This is a genomic window from Psychrobacillus sp. NPDC096426 (genome assembly GCF_044762745.1).
Classification (GTDB): domain Bacteria; phylum Bacillota; class Bacilli; order Bacillales_A; family Planococcaceae; genus Psychrobacillus.
In genome coordinates this window covers 67,309-87,586 of sequence record NZ_JBIWEX010000018.1, presented here as the reverse complement: position 1 = coordinate 87,586, position 20,278 = coordinate 67,309, and the positions used below count along the sequence as shown (strand labels likewise).

Annotated in this window: 25 protein-coding genes and 1 pseudogene; 10 read left to right on the top strand and 16 right to left on the bottom strand. The window is 39.0% G+C overall.

Annotation, left to right across the window (positions count from 1 at the left end):
• Positions 1-116: 116 nt before the first annotated feature.
• The 3 genes from ACIQYS_RS15365 to ACIQYS_RS15355 all read right to left on the bottom strand — a co-directional run bounded on the left by ACIQYS_RS15365 (position 117) and on the right by ACIQYS_RS15355 (position 2,409).
• Positions 117-632 carry a YwgA family protein gene (locus tag ACIQYS_RS15365; protein WP_402981817.1) on the bottom strand — a complete coding sequence of 172 codons (516 nt, stop codon included), beginning with the start codon at positions 630-632 and terminating at the stop codon, positions 117-119.
• A gap of 159 nt (positions 633-791) precedes the next feature.
• Positions 792-2,087 (bottom strand): HD domain-containing protein, encoded by a 1,296-nt coding sequence (locus ACIQYS_RS15360; RefSeq protein ID WP_402981815.1) that lies wholly within the window; start codon positions 2,085-2,087, stop codon positions 792-794.
• A gap of 94 nt (positions 2,088-2,181) precedes the next feature.
• Complete coding sequence (locus ACIQYS_RS15355) at positions 2,182-2,409, bottom strand: YuzB family protein (protein WP_402981813.1); 228 nt, start codon at positions 2,407-2,409, stop codon at positions 2,182-2,184.
• 289 nt (positions 2,410-2,698) lie between these two features.
• Between ACIQYS_RS15355 and ACIQYS_RS15350 the strand changes: the two genes are divergently transcribed.
• Positions 2,699-3,322, top strand: a complete 624-nt coding sequence (locus ACIQYS_RS15350; RefSeq protein WP_402981811.1) for an RsfA family transcriptional regulator — start codon at positions 2,699-2,701, stop codon at positions 3,320-3,322.
• A gap of 17 nt (positions 3,323-3,339) precedes the next feature.
• Here ACIQYS_RS15350 and lipL read toward each other — a convergent pair whose 3' ends face one another.
• On the bottom strand, positions 3,340-4,182 hold the full coding sequence (gene lipL / locus ACIQYS_RS15345) for an octanoyl-[GcvH]:protein N-octanoyltransferase (RefSeq protein ID WP_402981809.1): 843 nt from the start codon (positions 4,180-4,182) through the stop codon (positions 3,340-3,342).
• A 167-nt stretch (positions 4,183-4,349) separates the two neighbouring features.
• Between lipL and hemQ the strand changes: the two genes are divergently transcribed.
• The 3 genes and pseudogenes from hemQ to gerQ all read left to right on the top strand — a co-directional run bounded on the left by hemQ (position 4,350) and on the right by gerQ (position 5,892).
• Entirely contained in the window at positions 4,350-5,099 is a 750-nt protein-coding gene (gene hemQ / locus ACIQYS_RS15340; protein ID WP_402981807.1) for a hydrogen peroxide-dependent heme synthase, read from the top strand.
• A 109-nt stretch (positions 5,100-5,208) separates the two neighbouring features.
• Positions 5,209-5,543, top strand: a pseudogene (locus tag ACIQYS_RS15335) (cell wall hydrolase).
• Between the two features lie 25 nt (positions 5,544-5,568).
• Positions 5,569-5,892 carry a spore coat protein GerQ gene (gene gerQ / locus ACIQYS_RS15330; RefSeq protein ID WP_402981805.1) on the top strand — a complete coding sequence of 108 codons (324 nt, stop codon included), beginning with the start codon at positions 5,569-5,571 and terminating at the stop codon, positions 5,890-5,892.
• 65 nt (positions 5,893-5,957) lie between these two features.
• Here gerQ and ACIQYS_RS15325 read toward each other — a convergent pair whose 3' ends face one another.
• From ACIQYS_RS15325 to ACIQYS_RS15310, 4 genes are all read right to left on the bottom strand, one after another.
• Entirely contained in the window at positions 5,958-6,338 is a 381-nt protein-coding gene (locus ACIQYS_RS15325) for a DUF423 domain-containing protein (protein WP_402981803.1), read from the bottom strand.
• Between the two features lie 28 nt (positions 6,339-6,366).
• Positions 6,367-6,621: a YwdI family protein gene (locus tag ACIQYS_RS15320; protein ID WP_402981802.1), complete on the bottom strand. Its 255-nt coding sequence runs from the start codon at positions 6,619-6,621 to the stop codon at positions 6,367-6,369.
• Between the two features lie 213 nt (positions 6,622-6,834).
• Entirely contained in the window at positions 6,835-7,488 is a 654-nt protein-coding gene (locus ACIQYS_RS15315; RefSeq protein ID WP_402981800.1) for a uracil-DNA glycosylase, read from the bottom strand.
• A 7-nt stretch (positions 7,489-7,495) separates the two neighbouring features.
• Positions 7,496-8,245, bottom strand: coding sequence for a DUF4230 domain-containing protein (locus tag ACIQYS_RS15310; RefSeq protein WP_402981798.1), 750 nt, complete (start codon positions 8,243-8,245; stop codon positions 7,496-7,498).
• 104 nt (positions 8,246-8,349) lie between these two features.
• Between ACIQYS_RS15310 and ACIQYS_RS15305 the strand changes: the two genes are divergently transcribed.
• The 5 genes from ACIQYS_RS15305 (at position 8,350) to ACIQYS_RS15285 (ending at position 12,126) form a co-directional block, all read left to right on the top strand.
• Positions 8,350-8,607 carry a hypothetical protein gene (locus ACIQYS_RS15305; RefSeq protein WP_402981796.1) on the top strand — a complete coding sequence of 86 codons (258 nt, stop codon included), beginning with the start codon at positions 8,350-8,352 and terminating at the stop codon, positions 8,605-8,607.
• Positions 8,608-8,674: 67 nt separating this feature from the next.
• The gene (gene thiD / locus ACIQYS_RS15300; protein WP_402981794.1) at positions 8,675-9,508 is read left to right on the top strand and encodes a bifunctional hydroxymethylpyrimidine kinase/phosphomethylpyrimidine kinase; all 834 of its coding nucleotides are present in this window, start codon (positions 8,675-8,677) and stop codon (positions 9,506-9,508) included.
• Between the two features lie 119 nt (positions 9,509-9,627).
• Positions 9,628-9,978 (top strand): YojF family protein, encoded by a 351-nt coding sequence (locus tag ACIQYS_RS15295; RefSeq protein ID WP_402981792.1) that lies wholly within the window; start codon positions 9,628-9,630, stop codon positions 9,976-9,978.
• A gap of 13 nt (positions 9,979-9,991) precedes the next feature.
• Positions 9,992-10,678: a bacillithiol biosynthesis deacetylase BshB2 gene (bshB2, locus tag ACIQYS_RS15290; protein ID WP_402981790.1), complete on the top strand. Its 687-nt coding sequence runs from the start codon at positions 9,992-9,994 to the stop codon at positions 10,676-10,678.
• Between the two features lie 107 nt (positions 10,679-10,785).
• Positions 10,786-12,126 (top strand): YjiH family protein, encoded by a 1,341-nt coding sequence (locus ACIQYS_RS15285; RefSeq protein ID WP_402981788.1) that lies wholly within the window; start codon positions 10,786-10,788, stop codon positions 12,124-12,126.
• A gap of 24 nt (positions 12,127-12,150) precedes the next feature.
• Here the strand turns inward: ACIQYS_RS15285 and ACIQYS_RS15280 are convergent, their stop codons facing one another.
• On the bottom strand, positions 12,151-13,110 hold the full coding sequence (locus ACIQYS_RS15280; RefSeq protein WP_402981786.1) for an L-threonine 3-dehydrogenase: 960 nt from the start codon (positions 13,108-13,110) through the stop codon (positions 12,151-12,153).
• A 175-nt stretch (positions 13,111-13,285) separates the two neighbouring features.
• Here ACIQYS_RS15280 and ACIQYS_RS15275 point away from each other — a divergent pair, with 175 nt between their 5' ends.
• A complete protein-coding gene (locus ACIQYS_RS15275) occupies positions 13,286-13,921 on the top strand; it encodes a hypothetical protein (RefSeq protein WP_402981784.1) in 636 nt (211 codons plus the stop codon).
• A gap of 114 nt (positions 13,922-14,035) precedes the next feature.
• Here ACIQYS_RS15275 and ACIQYS_RS15270 read toward each other — a convergent pair whose 3' ends face one another.
• The 7 genes from ACIQYS_RS15270 to ACIQYS_RS15240 all read right to left on the bottom strand — a co-directional run bounded on the left by ACIQYS_RS15270 (position 14,036) and on the right by ACIQYS_RS15240 (position 20,236).
• Positions 14,036-15,232 carry a glycine C-acetyltransferase gene (locus ACIQYS_RS15270; protein ID WP_402981782.1) on the bottom strand — a complete coding sequence of 399 codons (1,197 nt, stop codon included), beginning with the start codon at positions 15,230-15,232 and terminating at the stop codon, positions 14,036-14,038.
• An 83-nt stretch (positions 15,233-15,315) separates the two neighbouring features.
• Positions 15,316-16,377 carry a hypothetical protein gene (locus ACIQYS_RS15265; RefSeq protein ID WP_402981780.1) on the bottom strand — a complete coding sequence of 354 codons (1,062 nt, stop codon included), beginning with the start codon at positions 16,375-16,377 and terminating at the stop codon, positions 15,316-15,318.
• Between the two features lie 933 nt (positions 16,378-17,310).
• Positions 17,311-17,805, bottom strand: a complete 495-nt coding sequence (ybaK, locus tag ACIQYS_RS15260; RefSeq protein ID WP_402981778.1) for a Cys-tRNA(Pro) deacylase — start codon at positions 17,803-17,805, stop codon at positions 17,311-17,313.
• Between the two features lie 10 nt (positions 17,806-17,815).
• The gene (locus ACIQYS_RS15255) at positions 17,816-18,460 is read right to left on the bottom strand and encodes a hypothetical protein (protein ID WP_402981776.1); all 645 of its coding nucleotides are present in this window, start codon (positions 18,458-18,460) and stop codon (positions 17,816-17,818) included.
• 186 nt (positions 18,461-18,646) lie between these two features.
• The gene (gene resA, locus ACIQYS_RS15250) at positions 18,647-19,183 is read right to left on the bottom strand and encodes a thiol-disulfide oxidoreductase ResA (RefSeq protein WP_402981774.1); all 537 of its coding nucleotides are present in this window, start codon (positions 19,181-19,183) and stop codon (positions 18,647-18,649) included.
• 17 nt (positions 19,184-19,200) lie between these two features.
• Positions 19,201-19,605 (bottom strand): disulfide oxidoreductase, encoded by a 405-nt coding sequence (locus tag ACIQYS_RS15245; RefSeq protein ID WP_402981772.1) that lies wholly within the window; start codon positions 19,603-19,605, stop codon positions 19,201-19,203.
• Positions 19,595-20,236, bottom strand: a complete 642-nt coding sequence (locus ACIQYS_RS15240) for a DsbA family protein (RefSeq protein ID WP_402981770.1) — start codon at positions 20,234-20,236, stop codon at positions 19,595-19,597. Before ACIQYS_RS15240 ends, ACIQYS_RS15245 begins: the two co-directional genes overlap by 11 nt.
• Between the last annotated feature and the right edge of the window lie 42 nt (positions 20,237-20,278).

Below are 20,278 nucleotides of genomic sequence, written 5' to 3'. Positions count from 1 at the left end.
CACATAATGGCATTATAAATAAATCCCAGAGTGGCAACAAAAAAACGACTATCAAATTGATAGTCATTTTAGATTATATTTTTAATGTTTGCGGGTAGGTAACGAAACCCGTTACCCTATTGGACAGTTCTCAGGTTCATTAGATTCATGACGAATTCATATGCCTCGTTAATTTCTTCTTCTGTGAAATTTAATTTCCCTTTCACAGCATGAAGCTTTTCGATTTGTTCTTCTTTTGGAAGATGGTCGAAAAACAATAGAGTCGACACTAGCTCCAGAAAGCGGGAGCTTTTGTTTTTCATTTGTGTAATGCATGTGATAAGCGCTGGAGTTGCTTCTTCCACTTGTGCCATTTGTGTAAAATGCTCACCTGCATCCGTCATTTGATATTTGTACTGTACGTATGACCCTTTATCTTGTCTTTCCTCTTGCAAAAAACCCATATTACATAGTTCTTCTATTCGCAATGTGAGCTCATGCGAATACGGACCATACACATGAAACTCGTATTTTTCTTTATATGGATAGTCTAACTTTTTAGCGATGTACACCATTTTTTGCAGCTTTTTTCTGCCAGTTATTCCGTCTGCTACCCCGATAAATTGTATAATCTTTGCATGTTCTTCTAGCAATTCTAGCCCACCTTATTTAATCAAATTCGCCTTGCACCATACGAAAGCTGTGACATCCGTCGGAGGTTTTGGCCAACAGGATGTTGGTCGCTTGGCGTTACCGCAGGACGCGGCGATCTTAGACAAAGTCCCAAAATTCAATATCGACTTTCTGCTGAATTATTTTAATAACTGTAATATTTGCTTCTTCAATGCTTTTTTCTTGCCGTCTTCTGTTAAAAAATCTTCTGGAAAATATAATTTATGATCGGTTCGACGTTTTCCTGAAATAGCTTCTACTACTTCTGATTCACGGGAAAGTTCTCTAATTTCACCAGATGGCTTGAGTAAATGGATAGGAATTCGTTCTCCTTCTTCACCCGGTCGATAAAAATCGTACGGCAAGTCCGATGACGAATCAAATACTAAATAATACTCTGGATCTATTCCTGCTTTTTTGAATAATAACTCCAACTCTTTCATTTTCATATAATCTTTTGCAAGATCAAACTCAATATATTGAAATAGCTTACGATTGACAAAACGATAACTCAAGTCAGCTAAAATCGGATCTTTCTCCGTCACCCAAAGTTGGAAATACGTCAATAAAACCCCTTCGTCTAAAGCTAAATACTCTTTTAATGTAAACGTACCATCGAAAAAGCCTTGGAAGTGCGTTGGTTGCTGCGCAAAATCATATCCGTTTTTACTTAAAGCCTTTGCACGATGCAAAATCTTCGTTAAAATCACTTCTGCACTTCTCGAAACGGGATGAAAGTATACTTGCCAGTACATTTGATATCGACTCATAATATAGTCTTCCACCGCATGCATACCGCTTGACTTGATAACGATTTGGTCTTCCCGGGGACGCATTACACGCAGAATTCGCTCCATATCAAAATGACCGTAGCTTACCCCTGTAAAGTACGCATCTCGTTGCAAATAATCCATGCGGTCTGCATCGATTTGACTGGATATTAAACTAACGACTTGTTTATTTACATATGTCTTGCCAATAACATCTGCTACTTTTTGCGGAAAATCATTGCTTACTCTTTTTAATATTTCATTTACTTCGGTATCCCCAAGTAATATTTTTCTTGTAAATTCCTCATGATCTAGATTAAACACATTTTCAAAAGCGTGTGAAAATGGTCCATGCCCTAAATCATGTAAAAGGGCCGCACATAAAACTAATAGCCTTTCGGAAGCATCCCATTCTGGTCGACCGTCAAAACTATCATCCACAATGCGACGAACAATTTCATAAACTCCTAGAGAGTGACTAAAACGACTATGTTCTGCACCGTGAAAAACTAGATATGTAGTTCCAAGCTGTTTTATGCGTCGAAGCCGTTGAAATTCCTTCGAGCCAATGACATCCCAAATTACTTGGTCTCGAACATGGATATATCGATGTACTGGATCCTTAAACACTTTCTCTTCTGCTAATTTCTGCGTTGCATAGCTCATTTGTCCACCTCCGTGAAGTTAGATGTTATTTACTCTATATTATAAAGAAAAAAACCGCTCATTGTAAGGCGGTATAAGTTCTTCTTGTAAATGTTTAGTCTTCTAGTTTGGCACGTATTTTTTCCATTAATTCGTCTTCAGTTAAAGCAGCAACTGGACGATTATTGACAAATGTGAATGTCTTTTTACGTCCTGGTCCGCAGTAAGATTGACATTCTTTAATTTCAATTTCTGCTTCTGGATCTATTGTTTTTAGCTTTGGAATTAATGTTTTTAAATTAACAGCCTGACATTCATCGCAAACTCGAAAATGGTTTGCCATTTGTCCACAACCCCTTTCATTAATTACGTCTCGACGTAATTGCGTCCAGATTTTGAATTGTGCTCGCACAATTGCCTCCTTTCAAAATCTATGACATCCGCCTGATGCATTAACATAATTCAGTTGGTGTACGAACACCAACTGAATTATGTTAATGATAATAGTCTACACGCCATTGTATCTTAAAAGATATATTGCTATCAAGTGTATTTTACGTGAATAAAAGAGCGCTATGTTGTCCATGATGTTAATAGAATAACGAAACTATGAACAAAGTAGGAGGACCAAAATGGTAAAAATAAGACAAGACGCATGGATGACAGAAAATGATGAAATGTTAGCGGAAATGGTGTTGCGACACGTCCGCGAAGGAAGTACGCAACTAAATGCATTCGAAGAAGCAGGAGATGAATTAAATCGAACTGCAGCAGCATGTGGTTTTCGCTGGAACGCAGTTGTTCGCCATCAATATGAAACAGAATTAAAAGAAGCGAAAAAAGAACGAAAAGAAAAACTACGTATTTTAGGGAAAGATTATCGACGAAGAGGAAACGGTATTTATCTGGCGAAGCCTCAAGAAGAAGGCGAACGCACTACATCAGTTCCCGTTTCTGCTTTATCGATTGATATCATTATTGCATATCTCGTTCGATTACAGCATAGCGACTCGGATATATCCAGATATCGCCATTTAGCTTCTATATCTAACGAGAAAATTCGCAAACTAGAAAGCGAACTTGCAAAACTCGAAAAAGAAAATGCGGCGATTAAACAAGATTACGAGCAGTTTGTACAAATCATGAATCGCGCACGACGACTCGTTACATTGAATGATGAAGAATTACCATCAGTACCTGTTTTCCAAATGGAGAAGAACGGAAACCTTGTTTCAAAAGAACCACCAACTATGTAAGCAGTTGGTGGTTTTTCTTATTCCTGCGTAAGCATCTTTTTGTTTCGATCGACAACCCGTTGCAAATAAAACTGGTAAAGCTCCATTTCATCTTGCGTGACGGATTGCGATACTATTTTTGTAGATAGTTGCTGCAGTACTTGCTGAACCCGAATCACGATGTCTTGAACGGTAAAAGATGCGTTTAACAGTTCACTCAGCGAAGCCATAACTTCTGGTTTAATGACGGGGTAGCTGAATTTTGTTTCCTCTCCTTGCACGCCAATTTCATAAAACTGGCGAATCAAATCTGCCCGTTCACTTCCACTTCCTTCAATACATAAGTACACTTGCACGGCGATTCCTTGGCGGAGTCTACGCTGTGAAATACCAGCAAACTTCTTCCCATCGATACTTAAATCATATGAACCTGGGCAATACGAACCGACAATTTCATAAGCTTCTATTTTCCCTTCTGCTTCTGGAAATAGGAGCTGGATAAAAGCAAACATCACATCGTAACCTGCTGAAATATCAATCGACTGCGCTCGTTCGGACAATACGATTGAAATATTTAGCACCCCATCATCCAATACTACCGCAAGACCACCTGAATTACGCACAATCGGTGTATATCCTTGCGTACGTAGAAAATCTTGTGCATCTTCTACGAATGGTAATCGGTGGTCTTGAATGCCTAATACGACAGTCTGATCATGTACCCATGTTCGAACAGTTGCTGGCGACAAACCTTGTCCAACTAAATGGCAAAGAAGATCGTCCGCTGCAAAGGATTCTAATGCGGAGCGATTTTTTCCACTAAGTGATTGATCCCAAAATCGCCAAACTTTTTGCTGTAATAATGATTCTATTTGTGACATGCAACTTACTCCTTAATCTAACGCTTGCGCTACTGTTTTCATTAGTTCAAGCATACACGACTTTGTCACATATTGTCATGTCATATCGAAGTCATTACGAGATAAGAATCTTTTCTTATGATACACTGAAGATGTAAATTTCTTATATAAAAGGAGTGCCTGATAAAATGAATGAAGCAGCAATTACATTAGACGGTTGGTACGTTTTACACGATTTTCGCCAAATGGACTGGGCGTCATGGAAACAAGTGGACCCAGAACTTCGCAAACAAGCAACGGATGAATTTATCGCATTTTTAGACGAACTTCAACAAGCAGATGACGCAAAAACTGGCGCACATGCTTTTTACACAATTGTTGGTCAAAAAGCAGATTTCATGTTAATGACTTTACGTCCAACAATAGACGAACTTCAAGAAATCGAAGCGAAATTCAATAAATTAACGATTGCAGACTTTACAATTCCTGCGTATTCTTACGTATCTGTTGTAGAATTGTCTAATTACTTAGCTGGAGAATCGACGGAAGATCCATATCAAAATCCACATGTACGTGCTCGTTTGTATCCGGAACTTCAACGTTCTCAATATATTTGTTTCTACCCAATGGACAAGCGTCGTAACGGCGATGATAACTGGTATATGCTGTCGATGGAAGACCGCCGTGCACTTATGGCAAGTCACGGAAAAATTGGCCGCGGCTACGCTGGTAAAGTAAAACAAATTATTTCCGGTTCTGTTGGATTTGACGATTTCGAATGGGGCGTAACATTATTCGCAGATGACGTACTTCAATTCAAAAAGTTAGTATACGAAATGCGTTTTGACGAAGTAAGCGCTCGTTATGCAGAATTTGGTTCTTTCTTCATCGGTACAATTCTTGCAGGTGACAAACGCGGAGAATTTTTCAATATCTAAATAGATAATTAAGGAGACTGCAGTTGCGGTCTTTTTTTCTTTCCCTCTCTCCTATCAATATGTATCATTTATCTATTTCAAACATAGTGTATATATAGGAGGTGGTGCATTGGCAGCAATTCAATCCAATTTAAAACAACTAGATCTACTTGCTATGCTAATGCGTGCAGAAGCAGAGGGTGATGGTCAGCTTGGCATGCTATTGGTTGGTAATGTTGGACTGGACAGAGTGCTTGCCGATTGCCTAGATTTTCGTGATAAACGTAATTTGGAAGAGACGGTATTCCAAAGACCAGGTGATTTTGAAGCAACAACCAAATCGTATTTCTATCAACGAGCCCGTGAATCCGATAGAAAGTTCAATGGTATAACCAGTAAAACACCGGACGTCTAAAACCACTTTGTTTTTATTCTCCAACCGTTGCCGATTGCCCAAGCGTGTAATTTCATTTCTAGGAAGGATGTATGAATGGTTCAATATTACTGGCACCCTGGAGGTTACCCACCGCAACAACAGCAAATGACTCCTCCCGCTCAACCACCAAGCCCAGGCCGACGAACAGAAGAATCTTATATTGAGAACATTTTAAGAATGAATAGAGGAAAACTAGGTACATTCTATTTCACCTTCGAAAATAACAAAGAATGGAATGCAAAAGTTATTAAAGGCTATGTAGAAGCAGCGGGTCGCGATCACGTCATTATTAGTGATCCAAATGGGAAAAGATACTTAATGTTAATGATTTATCTAGATTACGTAACATTTGATGAAGAAATTAACTACAATTTATAAACAAAGAGACTTATCCGATTTCAGAGGATAAGTCTCTTAGTTTTAGCTACTCACTATTCACTTCTTTAACTCGCAAACTTCACTGCGGCAACAATAATCATAATCCATCCAACTAAAAACGCTACGCCGCCGATCGGAGTAATGGCTCCTAAAATGCCGATTCCTGTTAAACTCAATACATACAAGCTTCCCGAGAACAAAATAATCCCTGCTAACATTAAATAACCTGCTGTATTCAGTGATGAAACAGGCCCAATTAATTTACTACTCATTAAAATGCCGATCGCAATTAATGCAAGCGCATGAAACATTTGATACTGAACAGCCGTTTCCCAAATAGCTAAATATTTTTCAGACAATCTTTCTTTTAAAGCATGTGCTCCAAAAGCTCCAAATGCTACTGCTAAAAATCCGTTGATAGCCCCTGCAATGATAAATAATTTCACAATCATTCCTACTTTCTAATCTTTCTATTTAGAAATCAAATAATGACTCTCCGTTTGCATCGTCTTCCTTCAGCGCTACTGGCTGTTGTATAGTTGGTGCTATTGGCACAGTTTGTACAACTGACGGGGCTTGTGGTGAAGATGAAGGCACTGACTCTAGCGCTAAATCGCATAATGCCCGAATTGCAGCGAGCGCTTCTCTTTTTGTGTTTTCATTGCCAGTTGTTTTTGCTAATACGAGTTGTTTATCTATTTGCATGAAAATATGTTCATTCGAAATCATCGTCTTTGCCCCTCTTCTTGCTTTTGTTCGAATTTCAAGCATTCCACGCCAGAGGTACGCTTTACGAATGCCGCTGGGAGCTCTTTCGTTTTAAATCCGTAAGCTTTGCATCCACGTGGATGACGGGCATCCCATGTAGTATAAAAGTGGCGGCATTTAAAACAGTTTACAGCCAATTGACTCCCTCACTTTCCATTCCATATAATAGCATAATTATAAGCAAAAATCGATCGGCGCCTCACCCCAAGCTTCGAGTTGTGCATTTATTTTCGAATACGGTTTGCTGCCGAAAAAACCTCGATGCGCACTAAGTGGACTTGGATGGGGAGCTTCAATAATCGTATGCTTCTTTGTGTTAATTAGCTTTTTCTTCAATTGTGCAGGTCTGCCCCACAATACAAAAATAATCGGCGTTTCTCTTTCGGATAACCGCTTGATCACTTCATCCGTAAACGTTTCCCAACCCATTCCTTTATGTGAATTTGCTGCTCCTGCCCGAACGGTTAAAACTGTATTAAGCAATAAAACTCCTTGCTTCGCCCATTTCAATAAATAACCGTTTGAAGGAATCGGACAACCTAGGTCATCATCAAGCTCTTTCAACATATTACGCAAACTTGGCGGCACCCTAACACCTGGCTTCACTGAAAAACTCATCCCATGTGCTTGTCCTTCTCCGTGATACGGATCTTGTCCTAAAATTACTACCTTCACTTCGTCAAAAGGCGTTTCAAGAAAAGCACTCCCAATATCAGATCGAGCAGGATAAACCGTCTGTTCTTCGTATTCTTTGTCTAAAAAAGATTTTAACTCGATAAAATATGGCTTTTCCCATTCATCTGCTAAAACTTCTTTCCAACTTGGCAATGGCCTATCACTCCTTAAACTCAACCTTCACGTCGTAATCTACTAATTGGAACATTTCCTTTACAGATTTCGCAGCATTTTCTTCCGCTAACTGGAGAATACCTTGTCCCATCGTTTCTTCGATCATCATTTCTTTCGCTGTTTCTGCCAGTTCATATGCTTCTGTTATATCCGCTTTTTCACGAAATAATCCTTCATAGGAAAATACTTCTACTTGATCGAAGAAAATTTCCGGTCCACCTAGAAATTGTGGCATCGGTAATGTAAGTGTCGCCGTCTTATTCTCGTCGTCTACTTTTATATCCGATTCCGTCACTTGTGAAAAATCAATTCCTGCTCGAACAGCCCCAGGCACTACAACGAGAAGCTGTCTTTTTGTCCCTGGTAAGTCTATGCCGATTTCTTTGCCGAATATTTGGTTATCTTGTCGTTCGATAATTACTTTCGTATAGGCTTCAGCAGTCGACAATTCATTTAGCGCCTGTACTCGTTCGACGATTGAGCCTTTGCTCTCTGTAAACGTGCTGCCTTGAATAGCCCAATAAGCGGCAAATGGTAACGCAGCTAATAGGAGCAGAACAATTATTGCAATAACGATTAATGATTTCACTCGTAATCTATATAAAGCTCGTGGCATTTTCCAAAAAGTAAATCCCTGTTTAGAAGGACTTTCTACAATCGTTGCCGCTGTTTCGTTTTGCGCTTTTAATTCTTCTAGTAGTTTTTCCATTTCACGAATTTTGTCATCTTTTCGCATATCTTCCCTCTTTTCCTCTTATTCTACTACGTTAACAGTACAAAAAAATTGCCCGTTTCACAACTATTCTATATCTGTTACGATGAAAAAAAGGGGATATGCTTATGGCTGATTTACATTATCGGGAGAAACTAAGAAAAATTGAACAAGCTGCTAGTAAGAATGAAGTTCCAAATTCCGCTAAAAACTTTGGACTCGGCTGTTTTACATTGGGGATGCTTCTATTCATTGGCTTGCTTCTATTTTTAGCAATCTCCTTGTTTATACATAATATTATATTCGGTTCCGTTGTCACTTTTGTCGTCGCTGCTGTTTTCATTTTCATCCTGATGAAGTTATTAACTGCACCTAAACTTCCTTAATGTAAGTTTCGATTATTGTTTGATATAATAAGTAATATTAACTTTTTTCAAAAGGGGACACGCTAAAATGTCGATAAAAAAAACACTAACAATTGCAGGCTCTGACACTTCAGGCGGAGCTGGTATACAAGCAGATTTAAAAACATTCCAAGAGCACGGTACATATGGTATGAACGTTTTAACGGTCGTAGCTACAATGGATCCCGATAACGGATGGAGCCACGGTGTCTTCTCTTTACCTGTTGAAGAGATTAAACGACAAGCAAAAACAGCATTATCGACAAATGTCGATGCGATTAAAACAGGCATGTTAAGTACAGAAGAAATTATCGAAACTGCAGGAAATATAATAGAAGAATCTGGTACGAAGAGCGTCGTAATCGACCCTGTTATGGTTTGTAAAGGGGAAGATGAAGTGTTAAATCCAGGCACAGTAGATGCAATGATCACGCACTTACTCCCACGCGCTTTAGTCGTTACTCCGAACCTTTTCGAAGCTGGACAACTTTCGGGACTAGGAGCACTTAAAACAATTGACGATATGAAAGCTGCGGCAGAAAAAATTCATGCACTTGGCGCAAAAAATGTCGTGATCAAAGGCGGAAAACAATTAGCACATGAAAAAGCAGTTGACCTTTTCTATGATGGACAAACGCATACGCTATTAGAAACAGAAAAAACAGATACTACATATAACCACGGAGCTGGCTGTACATTTGCTGCAGCAGTTACTGCTAACTTAGCAAACGGATTTACGGTTGCAGACTCCGTTTTAGAAGCAAAAGAATTCGTTTCTGCTGCAATCGCACACGGTTGGAAACTTAACCAATACGTAGGACCAGTTCTTCACGGAGCAAAAGGTAAGTTTGGCGCTCCAGAAGTTACCACTACAACTGTATAAGAAAATTTCTACTCGTAAAGTCACGACGACTTTACGAGTTTTTTCATCTCAATCATTCGCTTCCAAAACTTATTTTCATTATACTTATAAAAGACAGTATGTTAGGAGGCTATAAATAGATGGAACTTGTTAATGTTGAACAATTACAAGTACTTTTGAATAAATTTGCAAACGAAGATGTATATATCCATTTAGAAACGACGAATGGTGCATACGCTTCGCATTTTGATGAAAAAGTATTCAATGCAGGTGCTTTTATCCGCAATGTTATGCTCCGTTATGAGCTCGGGAAAGTAGCTGGCGAATCACCGCATCGTGTTGGTCTTAAATTACCGCACGGATGGGTATACGCGCAAGGCGTTACCCATTTCGAATTAGATGAACATGATCGTTTATTAATGGCGGGACATGACCAAAATGGAAAACTGGCAGTAGCATTACAAATTAGTAAAACACCATTCACTTATTAAGGAGGACAAACAAATGACTTTACCAATGGAACGACATGTACTTGTTGTATTCCCTCACCCAGATGACGAAGCTTTCGGCGTTTCCGGTACGATTGCAACGTATGTAAAACAAGGAATTCCAGTTACATATGCGTGCCTAACGTTAGGCGAAATGGGAAGAAACCTAGGAAATCCTCCTTTTGCAACACGCGAAACACTCCCACAAATTCGAAAGGAAGAGCTGCTCGCTTCTGCAAAAGCAATGGGCGTAACCGATCTTCGAATGATGGGGCTCCGTGATAAAACAGTCGAATTTGAAGACGATGAAAAAATGGTAGGAATGATGGAAAATCTAATTGCGGATACGAATCCATCGCTTGTCATTACGTTCTATCCGAACTACGCAGTGCATCCTGATCATGATGCGACTGGACGTGCAATGATTCGCGCTATTCGCCGCATGCCGGAAGAGTCACGCCCTACTATTTATGCACTAGCGTTCTCAAACGATTCAAAGGAAGTTTTAGGAGAACCAGATATTGTGCATAATATTAAAGAGTCTAGAGAAGAAAAAATGGGATCGATGCGGGCACATATTTCGCAAACTGCATGGATGCTAGAAGAAATGGAGAAACGCTTAGCAGACGGTGAGCCAGAAGCGGAAAATTGGCTACATTACGAACGTTTCTACACATACGACTTCAATAAAGATTTCGAATAATAGAACATCACGTGTTTATATAGACTTCTCTATGTAAATGAATTAGTATGTATAAATGATTTAACAACACGCATAATTATTCATTTGCAGAAAGTGGGTCTATATTTTTGAAGAAGTTCTCTTTATCTACATGGCTTTTATTCCTGCTTCCATCCATCGCAGGAGTCATTATGTTTATGATACCCCTTCCTACTTCGGAAGGTTTTAAAATTCCAATTGCGTTATTTTCCAATATTTTATCTGCTGCAATTGCCCCATTCGTTCAATGGGTTGCGCTTGTTATGATAGGGATTGCAGCAATTGGGTCGATTGTGTTTTTGTTTTTACCAAGACAAAACACGTTTATCAATCAATTATTTAAAGTCTCTCTATTTTGGACGATTACTCGTGTAGTTGGTGCTGTGTTTGCAGTATTAATCATCTTCCAAGTAGGACCTGAAGCCATTTGGAATGAAAATACGGGCGGAATGTTACTTAGTCCAGACGGTTTAGTATCCTTCTTATTCACTATTTTCCTATTTGCCGGGTTGTTATTACCGTTTTTATTGAACTTTGGATTACTGGAGTTTTTCGGTACGATGGCGGTAAAAGTAATGCGACCACTATTCAAATTACCCGGGCGCTCTGCAGTAGATGCACTGACTTCTTGGGTTGGCGATGGAACAATCGGAGTTTTACTAACAGCGAGACAATATGAAGAAGGGTACTATACGAAAAAAGAAGCTGCTATTATTGGCTCTACTTTTTCTGTAGTATCCATCACATTTTGTATTGTTGTACTCGATGAGGTTGGTCTTTCTAATTATTTCTTACCATTTTACTTTACTGTTTTACTTTGTGGTCTTGTATTAGCATTCATCATGCCTCGCATTTATCCATTACGCGGTAAACCAGAAGTGCATATTGATGGTCGTCCTCTTGATTTAAAAGCAGAGGATTTCCCTGAAGGCTATAATGCTTTTACACATGGTTTAGAAAATGCACTTGTGAAAGCCAATGATAATCGCTCTATTAAGAAGTTTTTCGCGGATGGCATTAAAAATGTAATCGATTTATATATCGGTGTCGCACCAGTGGTACTTGCATTTGGTACGGTCGCACTTATGCTTGCGGAGTTCACGCCTATTTTCACTATATTAGGAAAACCATTTGAACCATTATTAATGCTATTTGGTATTCCAGAAGCAGCAGAAGCGGCTCAAACACTGGTTGTTGGATTTGCGGATATGTTCCTTCCTACGCTACTTACTGGAGGCATTGAATCAGAGGTTACACTATTCTTTATCGCCGCTATGTCTGTAACGCAGCTTATTTATATGTCTGAAGTTGGCGGTCTGTTACTTGGTTCGAAAATACCGGTTAACTTTAAAGATTTAGTCGTTATTTTCCTACTACGTACACTTATTGCATTTCCGATTATTGCAGCAGCGGCACATATTATATTCTAATGAAATCAAAAACAGCGAACCCTTTTATAAGGTGTCCGCTGTTTTTTTAGTTGCTAGCTTTTCTAGCATATCTCTTGTCATCGCATCTAAATCATATTTATACGTGAAGCCCCACTCATCTTTTGCAGAAGTAGCGTCAATCGAATCTGGCCAACTATCCGCAATTGCTTGACGTACCGGATCCACATCGTAATCCATTGTAAATGTTGGGAATACTTTTTTAATAGATGCAGCAATTTGCTCTGGCTCAAAGCTCATCGCTGTTACATTAAATGCATTTCGGTGAATCAACTTCGAAGCATCTGCTTCCATTAAGTCTACAATTGCTTGCAGTGCATCTGGCATATACATCATATCCATATACGTTCCTTCTGCAATATACGATGTGTACTTGCCTTCTGCTAAGGCTTTGTAATAAATATCCACCGCATAATCGGTCGTTCCCCCACCAGGTAATGTCTCGTTCGAAATCAGTCCTGGGAAGCGTACACCACGAGTATCTAAACCGAATTTGTGGAAGTAATAATCACAAAGAAGCTCCCCTGCTACTTTGTTCACGCCATACATCGTAGTCGGACGCTGTAAAGTATCTTGCGGTGTATTTTGTTTAGGAGTAGAGGGTCCGAATGCCCCGATTGAGCTTGGTGTGAAAAATTGCATGTTCAATTCACGTGCAGTTTCGAGCGCATTCATGAGTCCACCCATATTCAAATTCCACGCAAATTGCGGTTTTGCTTCCGCTGTTGCAGATAAAAGCGCAGCCATATGCATTATCGTATCTGCTCCAAAATCTTTTGCAATTTGGTGCATTTTCTCTCCGTCTGTTACATCAAGAATTTTAAATGGTCCGCTTTTCGTTGTTTCTGATGAGATATCTCTAATATCGGTTGCAAGTACATTTTCTGCACCGTATTCTTTACGTAGTTTTGTAATTAGTTCAGAACCAATTTGGCCTAAAGCTCCGGTAATCATGATTTTTTTCATGTTGTCTACTCCCTTTGAAAACAATTGTATTTTTGGAAAGAACACTCTATATTCGTTAACATTGTTTTAATGGCGTTTATTTTTTTCTATTATATGCTGTTCTTTCTAAAAGTACAATATGAGTTTTGTAGGAGGATTTGGTATAATAGTAATAAAAGAGGTAAAAGAGGTAAACATGAAAATTTTACGATATGTTTTAATAATTTTACTAGGGATAGTACTTACAGTTGTAATGAGCTTTTTGGAACTTCCGTTTTGGCTCATTTATTTGAGTATCGTTGTACTCTACATTCTTTTATTAGTTGTTCCCCAGATGTATATTGTGTACAAATCTAATAACCTAGCACGTATCGAACGCTATTTAGAAGACAATCAAAAGAAGCCTATTTTTACATACGCACTTGCAGTAAAAACAGGGAATCGAGAGGCAATTATCCAAGCGATTAATGAAATCTTGAAGAAATATAAACAACCATATATGCAACAAGTGTATAAAACGAATTTAGCACTACATGAAAAAGATGTTGCTTCTTTTGTCATACTCGCTAAACAAATAAGTAAAGAGCCATTACGTACATATTACAAAGCGTATTCCGAAGCACTGCAAGGAAACTATGAGGAAGCATGGACTTTAAAAGCGGACTTGCCGGTGGGTTGGATGCCATATGCGATTGAGGCAATTATTGCTAAGGAACTTGGGGATTTGGAGACTTTTCGAGATGTAGCGGAAGCTAGTGTTGAGAGTGCGAGAGGTGTTCAGAAGTTTAATTTGCTTTATGCGTTTCAGCATATGGAGAAAGACTTTTCGTAAAGTAAAGCAGCCATAATCGGCTGCTTTTTTGGTTGGGATATTACATTAATCAAGATAGTTTAATACGAAATCGGAAAACTACCCCGGCACTATGTGCCGAGGTAGTTAATGAGTTTATGAAATTACCCCAAGCTCTCGTCCAACTTTCTCATAAATCGCGAGTGCTTCGTCCAGCATCTCTTTCGTATGCGCAGCAGTTGGCATGTTGCGGACGCGGCCTGTGCCTTTTGGTACGGTTGGGAAGACGATGGATTTTGCATATACGCCTTCTTCGAATAATCGTTTGGAGAATTCCTGTGTAAGCTTTTCGTCTCCGATAATACATGGAGTAATTGGTGTTTCAGATGCACCTATATCGAAGCCAAGTTTTGATAGACCCGCTTTCAAATAGTCTCCGTTTTCCCAAAGTTTATCATGTAGCTCTGTTGAGTCGATGATCATTTGAACCGCTGCAGTAATTGCTGCTACGTCCCCTGGTGGTAATGCTGTTGAGAATAAAAATGGACGTGAGCGAACTTTTAGCCAGTCGATTAAGTTCTTTTTCCCCGCAACGTATCCACCTACGACACCGATTGCTTTCGATAAAGTACCAATTTGAAAGTCGATTTCTTTTTCTAAACCGAAGTGCTTCACTGTTCCTTTTCCTTTACCAGTAACACCTGAACCATGTGCGTCATCTACGTAAGTGATAAGGTCGAACTCTTTTGCGATTTCTACGATTTCTGGTAGTTTGGCAATGTCGCCATCCATCGAGAATACACCGTCTGTGATGACCATTACTTTATTGTATTGACCAGATTCCGTAGCTTGTTTTGCTTTTGCGCGTAGATCTTCCATGTCGGAGTGGTTGAATGGAATGATTTTTGCTTTAGAAAGTCGGCAACCGTCGATAATTGAAGCGTGGTTTAATTGGTCCGATAATATAGCATCGTTTTTATCCATAACGGCTGAGATGGCTGCCATGTTACAGTTGAATCCGGACTGATAGGAAATGGCTGCTTCTGTTCCTTTGAATTCTGCTAGTTTTTCTTCTAGTTTTACGTGAAGGTCTAGTGTTCCGTTAATCGTACGGACTGCTCCTGCTCCCACACCATACTTGTCCACTGCATCTTTCGCAATTTGTTTAAGCTCGGGATTGGTTGCAAGTCCTAAATAGTTATTAGAAGATAGGTTGATAAGTTCCGAACCTCGAACTTGGATCTTTGCACCATTTGCTCCCTCTACTGGATCGATTTCATTGTATAAGCCTTGGTTTTTTAGTGCATCTAAGTTTTCCGTTAAGAAGTTGTTTAGTACATTTGACAAAGTCATCTTCCTTTCAAGCGAAATAGTCTTCTCTAGTTTAACATGTTCCCTGCAAAATACGAAAAAAAGAGCAGGATGATATTCCCTGCTCACTCGATAGTTGCGATCATTTCATTTTGGAAAGTTGTCCATTTTTCTTCATCTATTGTAGAGTCATAGAGCATTCTGATTGTTTTGGATTCACTAGCATACGTAGAAATATAGTCTTGGGCAAGCTCCATTTCGTATGCGTATCGTTTTCTCACTTCTACAATCATTTTCTCATCGAGTAATTCCTCTTTAATATGTGGTAAGAAATCGACAATCTCGTCTCCCTCGCGTTCTGGGTCGTATATATGTGGACTTGTCGCGTCTACCATGCATAGTTGCAATTCAGGGACGACGACTCCATCTACACTATTTGCATCTAGTCCGCACCAGATAAAACGAATATCTAATCCTTGTAACTTTGCAGCTTCTCCAAATTTTTTCATAAAGGAGGATTTTCCGCTTCCAGGTAATCCTTTTATATACAATCTGGACTTTAAGTTTTTAGAGATGGACTTCAACGTATCTTGTGCGCCTGTTGGAGTGAGGGATCCCATTAATCGATGTGTCACGTCAGACTTTTTTTGAAGTTGCACGTTGCCAATACATTTCTTTTTGATTGTTTCTAGCAATGCGTTTATGCCGTCCCAATCAATTGCTGGTTGGATTAGTTGCTCCCATTCATCATGGATAACTTTAGCTCTTGATAATGTTTGCAGCCCTTTCGTTAACCATACTTCATTCGCAATTTGTTTATCGCGTATTAACGGAGCTAAATCGTGCAGTTTCCGATCATCGTACGTTTCATAATACGGAAGCCATATATGCCCAGCTCCATAATATATCGGGTCAACGGCATCTGTGTGTAAGTAAAGCGTTTTCGAGTTGATAATATATACCGCTTCTAAAACTTCCTCATGAAGAGGATCATAAAACCATTCCATATCTTTGCCTCTGCGAATAGCAGCATATCCTATTTCTTTCAATACTTCTGTTAGCCGATAAGAAGTCGGTCCTTTAAAGAAATATACTTTTTTCGCTTCATGAATCAGTTCTTTATAAAAGTTTTTCACACCTTGCCCCGTATACGATTTCCCCATAAAATGTGTAACTGTCCCGCCCAAATTATCACCCTTTCAATCTTTTCGTTCAATGGATACTATATGCGAACGAATTGAAAAAGAGAACATGATGAATGGAATGTCACACATAATAGGAATCATGCGTTTTAGCAAGTTGAATAAAGTGTCTGCAATGATTTTCGCTACAGGGCGGACGCTTTCCGTGGGGTGAGCGATGAACCTTCACCGACGTTACGCGTGCGTTGTGAAGGTTCACCTGTCTCACTTCATCCCACTGGAGTCGCCACCCTTCCGTGAAAATCAAAGGAGCTTGCTGACTAATTAGTTTCTCGCTTTATAAAGTTTTATTTGAATTAAGAGGAAAATCTATTATTAGTAAGTATCTCATGAAAACTTATCCAGTATATGGATAAAAGCAACAAACTAATCATTGAAAGTAACTAGTTCTTTAAGGGAAGCAATCATTTCCCATATCAAAGAGTTTACTTAATAGGAGACGACCATTAATATTACGAAAATATACATTAATGATTTAATTCATAGCATAGTGAAGCTTATGTTCACTGATTGATAAGCAAAGCAATTTTTTCATTTAGTGATAGCTGCAACTTTTACATTCCTGCAGCGGTTCTAATATTTCTGATTGATTTGTTTAGCTAGGCGCTAACTAGCTAGTATATTTCGTTGATTGAAGCGGAAGGCGGCGACCCCGGCGGAGGCCAACAGGATGTTGGTCACGAAGGCGTTGCCACACGATGTGACGCTCTTAGCCTTTGTTCCTATGTGAGCGTAAGCGTCGGCAATGGCTCATCGCTCACCCGGGTGAAAGCGTCCGCCCAGCAGCGGAAGTCCTAGCGGTAAATTTCTTTCGAAGGATTATCCCTATATCGCGGTCGATATAAAACCTAGAGTATGAAAAAAAACACCGAAAATCATTCCTAATTTTTCCGCGCTCTTTTTTGTATAGACAACCATTCATTCATCACTTTCCGATTTACAAATCGCTGCAATTTGCCCTTTTGTCATTTTCAGTAAATCAGCTACAGCAAGTTTCACTTGAAGCCCTATTTTTCCACCACTTACGATGATAAAATTATTGTTTTCCGCACTTATATCTACTACTGTTGGAAACAGCTTTTTCATCCCAATCGGAGAACACCCCCCACGGATGTATCCGGTAGTTGGAAGTAAATCCTTTAGCGGAAGCAATTCTACTTTTTTCTCTCCTACTACTTTTGCGATTGCTTTTAAATTCAATTCGTTACTAACCGGGACAATACATACATAATACTTCCCTGTTCCAGCAGTCACGAGCAGTGTTTTAAATACAACAAAAACAGGGTAGCCAATTTTGTTTGCTACAGTTACCCCGTCCACTTTGTCACCAGACAATTCATATTCAATTAGCTCAAACTCTATTTTTTGCTGCTCTAATATTCGAACAGCATTTGTTTTTTGCTTTTTCGCCATTTTTTTACTCCTAAGCTATACGGAAGAAACTAGGCTTTAGATCATCAAAACCGTATCTTTTTAAATGTACTTGATATGAATATTTTGCAATCGCTTGTTCTTTCCATCTTTTTTTCTGTATATTCTTTAAGACCTCTTGTGACACTTGAGGAGTTTGAAAATCCGATGGAACAGAGCGATTAGAAACAGACGCTTCATCTTCTAACTGTTGTTTTACTTCTAGCGAAATTTTCCGATTTGCTTCCATATTTAAAGATATTTGTGCATTTACTCGTTGAATTTTAGCGGATGCACTAGCTGCAACTCGCAGGTCCGCAGGCGTCGGCTGTGCCGGAGCAAGCGCGGTACTTCTCACTTTTTCTAATAGCTCCACTGTTTTTTCAAGCGTTGGACCACCAATTGTTTGTACCGGAAGGCTCGGCCCTTTAATATCGAGTATATCGGTCGATTGACTCTTTGAGCTATCAGTTTCTATTTCTTTATTCCCTAGTAACAACTCTTCTAGTTGTGATAGGGTTGGTACTTTTGGTTGGAAATATTCCGCTTGTCTTCGGTAAGCATCACCAGCATTATGACGTTGTAACGCCCGTTTTCTTTCTTCAAAATCTGCCCATTGTCCCAGCATGCCGTTACCCGTAGATCTCACTAAACTCATATAATTCACCTCTTACACGCAAGTCTATTATAGAATATTTTACCACATTATCAGAATAATCAAACGTACAAAGGTCACAGAAACAAATACAAGAAAAACTATAACAAAATAAGCCCTTTTCTCCATACAATAGTTCTTTTCACCTGCACCATAAAATAACGCCCATTCGAAGGAATGGGCGTCGTTTTAGTTTGGCATAATTTGTTCCATATTGCTCTTAATTGCTTCATCACTCATTTCCCCAGTAATGATTTTCTCTATTTTACCTTCTGGGTTTACAAGCATAGTGGTTGGTAATGGATTAATATTATATGTCTCCATGACACTTTTATTGTTATCGATTAAAACTGGAAAAGTTAAGCCTTTTCTATCTACATATTTCTGTACGGAAAAATTGGATTCTCCAATATTAACAGCGAGGATTTGAAGCCCTTGATCTTTATAATCTTGATAATGTTTGTCCATCAGTGGGAATTCTCTTTCACATGGTTTACACCAAGTTCCCCAAAAGTTTAAAAAGACCCCTTGCCCTTTATAATCGGATAATTGATGCTTTTCTCCGTTCATATCAATAAGTGCAAAATCCGGTGCATTGTCCCCTACTTGCAAGAGCGCCGTTTTTTCTTTCGTTAAGTTAGAGTAAATAGTGAAAACGATTGCCGCGACTAATAGGCTTAAGATGACTAAGCGCATATAAAACCGTTTTTTCTTTTTATTTTCCATTGCTACATATCTCCTTCCTACTTACGTTTCCAAAGTATGAACATCATGATTGTAATAAAGATAAAAGCAACAAGCGCTAAAAAAGGAATGGTCACAAATCCAAACCAGTTAATATATTGTCCAGAACATGGGACACCACTTGTACAGCTACTAAATTCATGCATGGAAGGAATCTTTTGAAGCGCATAATGATAACTAGAAACAACGATACCAAAAATCGATATTGGCAATACATACTTATAAATATCCCGGTCATTTCGATAAAAAGCGATGCCTAAGAAAACAACAAGTGGATACATTAATATCCGTTGATACCAACAAAGCGTACAGGGGATAAACCCCATGCGCTCACTGAAAAATAAACTTCCTACCATTGCAATAATAGAGGCGATCCATGCAAATAAAAGTGGCTTATTTACCATTTGCAGCCTCTTCTACCATTTTCGCAAAATCATCCATCGTTCCTCCTATGAATTCCTTTCCGCCAATGTAGATCGTCGGTGTGGAAGCGACGCTTAGATTATTTGCTATATTCATATCTATCTGCCATGCATCTTTTCCTGCATTTTCACTATATGCAAGATTTACTTTTTCCACTTCCTCAGCAGTTGCAACTTCCGCTAAAACTGCTTGTAAAAACTCTTCCGTCATTAAATTCGCTTGTCCAGATTCTGTTGTCTGATTTGCGAATAATAAGTGATGGAATTCCCAAAACTTTTCATTGCCAAGTTCTTTGTACACTGTTTCCGCAAATTGTGCAGAGGTCGTTGAGTCTGGTGCTATAAATGAATAGTTTATAAAGTAAAACTTTGCTTTTCCTGTTTCGACAAATTGCTCGTTAATGATTGGAAATAGTGTGTTGTTGAAATCTCCGCAATGCGGGCATTTGTAATCCCCGAATTCGATGATTTCAACTGGTGCAGATTCTTCTCCTATATACGGTTGACCTGCATAGTCAATGTCTACTGTTTCTTGTTTTGCGTCTGTTAGTACGATGATTCCTATTATACATACAGCGATAATTCCGATGATCCAAAATATTTTTTTTGACAATTAAAACACTCCTAGTTCAGACTACGTTATGTAGTGTAATGG

Bases quoted from the DNA above. Each gene is read 5' to 3' on its own strand.
- ACIQYS_RS15360 (WP_402981815.1), bottom strand. From the start codon at position 2,087: ATGAGCTATGCAACGCAGAAATTAGCAGAAGAGAAAGTGTTTAAGGAT.
- ACIQYS_RS15355 (WP_402981813.1), bottom strand. From the start codon at position 2,409: ATGGCAAACCATTTTCGAGTTTGCGATGAATGTCAGGCTGTTAATTTA.
- ACIQYS_RS15350 (WP_402981811.1), top strand. From the start codon at position 2,699: ATGGTAAAAATAAGACAAGACGCATGGATGACAGAAAATGATGAAATG.
- lipL (WP_402981809.1), bottom strand. From the start codon at position 4,182: ATGTCACAAATAGAATCATTATTACAGCAAAAAGTTTGGCGATTTTGG.
- hemQ (WP_402981807.1), top strand. From the start codon at position 4,350: ATGAATGAAGCAGCAATTACATTAGACGGTTGGTACGTTTTACACGAT.
- gerQ (WP_402981805.1), top strand. From the start codon at position 5,569: ATGGTTCAATATTACTGGCACCCTGGAGGTTACCCACCGCAACAACAG.
- ACIQYS_RS15320 (WP_402981802.1), bottom strand. From the start codon at position 6,621: ATGATTTCGAATGAACATATTTTCATGCAAATAGATAAACAACTCGTA.
- ACIQYS_RS15310 (WP_402981798.1), bottom strand. From the start codon at position 8,245: ATGCGAAAAGATGACAAAATTCGTGAAATGGAAAAACTACTAGAAGAA.
- ACIQYS_RS15305 (WP_402981796.1), top strand. From the start codon at position 8,350: ATGGCTGATTTACATTATCGGGAGAAACTAAGAAAAATTGAACAAGCT.
- thiD (WP_402981794.1), top strand. From the start codon at position 8,675: ATGTCGATAAAAAAAACACTAACAATTGCAGGCTCTGACACTTCAGGC.
- ACIQYS_RS15295 (WP_402981792.1), top strand. From the start codon at position 9,628: ATGGAACTTGTTAATGTTGAACAATTACAAGTACTTTTGAATAAATTT.
- bshB2 (WP_402981790.1), top strand. From the start codon at position 9,992: ATGACTTTACCAATGGAACGACATGTACTTGTTGTATTCCCTCACCCA.
- ACIQYS_RS15280 (WP_402981786.1), bottom strand. From the start codon at position 13,110: ATGAAAAAAATCATGATTACCGGAGCTTTAGGCCAAATTGGTTCTGAA.
- ACIQYS_RS15275 (WP_402981784.1), top strand. From the start codon at position 13,286: ATGAAAATTTTACGATATGTTTTAATAATTTTACTAGGGATAGTACTT.
- ACIQYS_RS15270 (WP_402981782.1), bottom strand. From the start codon at position 15,232: ATGACTTTGTCAAATGTACTAAACAACTTCTTAACGGAAAACTTAGAT.
- ybaK (WP_402981778.1), bottom strand. From the start codon at position 17,805: ATGGCGAAAAAGCAAAAAACAAATGCTGTTCGAATATTAGAGCAGCAA.
- ACIQYS_RS15255 (WP_402981776.1), bottom strand. From the start codon at position 18,460: ATGAGTTTAGTGAGATCTACGGGTAACGGCATGCTGGGACAATGGGCA.
- resA (WP_402981774.1), bottom strand. From the start codon at position 19,183: ATGGAAAATAAAAAGAAAAAACGGTTTTATATGCGCTTAGTCATCTTA.
- ACIQYS_RS15245 (WP_402981772.1), bottom strand. From the start codon at position 19,605: ATGGTAAATAAGCCACTTTTATTTGCATGGATCGCCTCTATTATTGCA.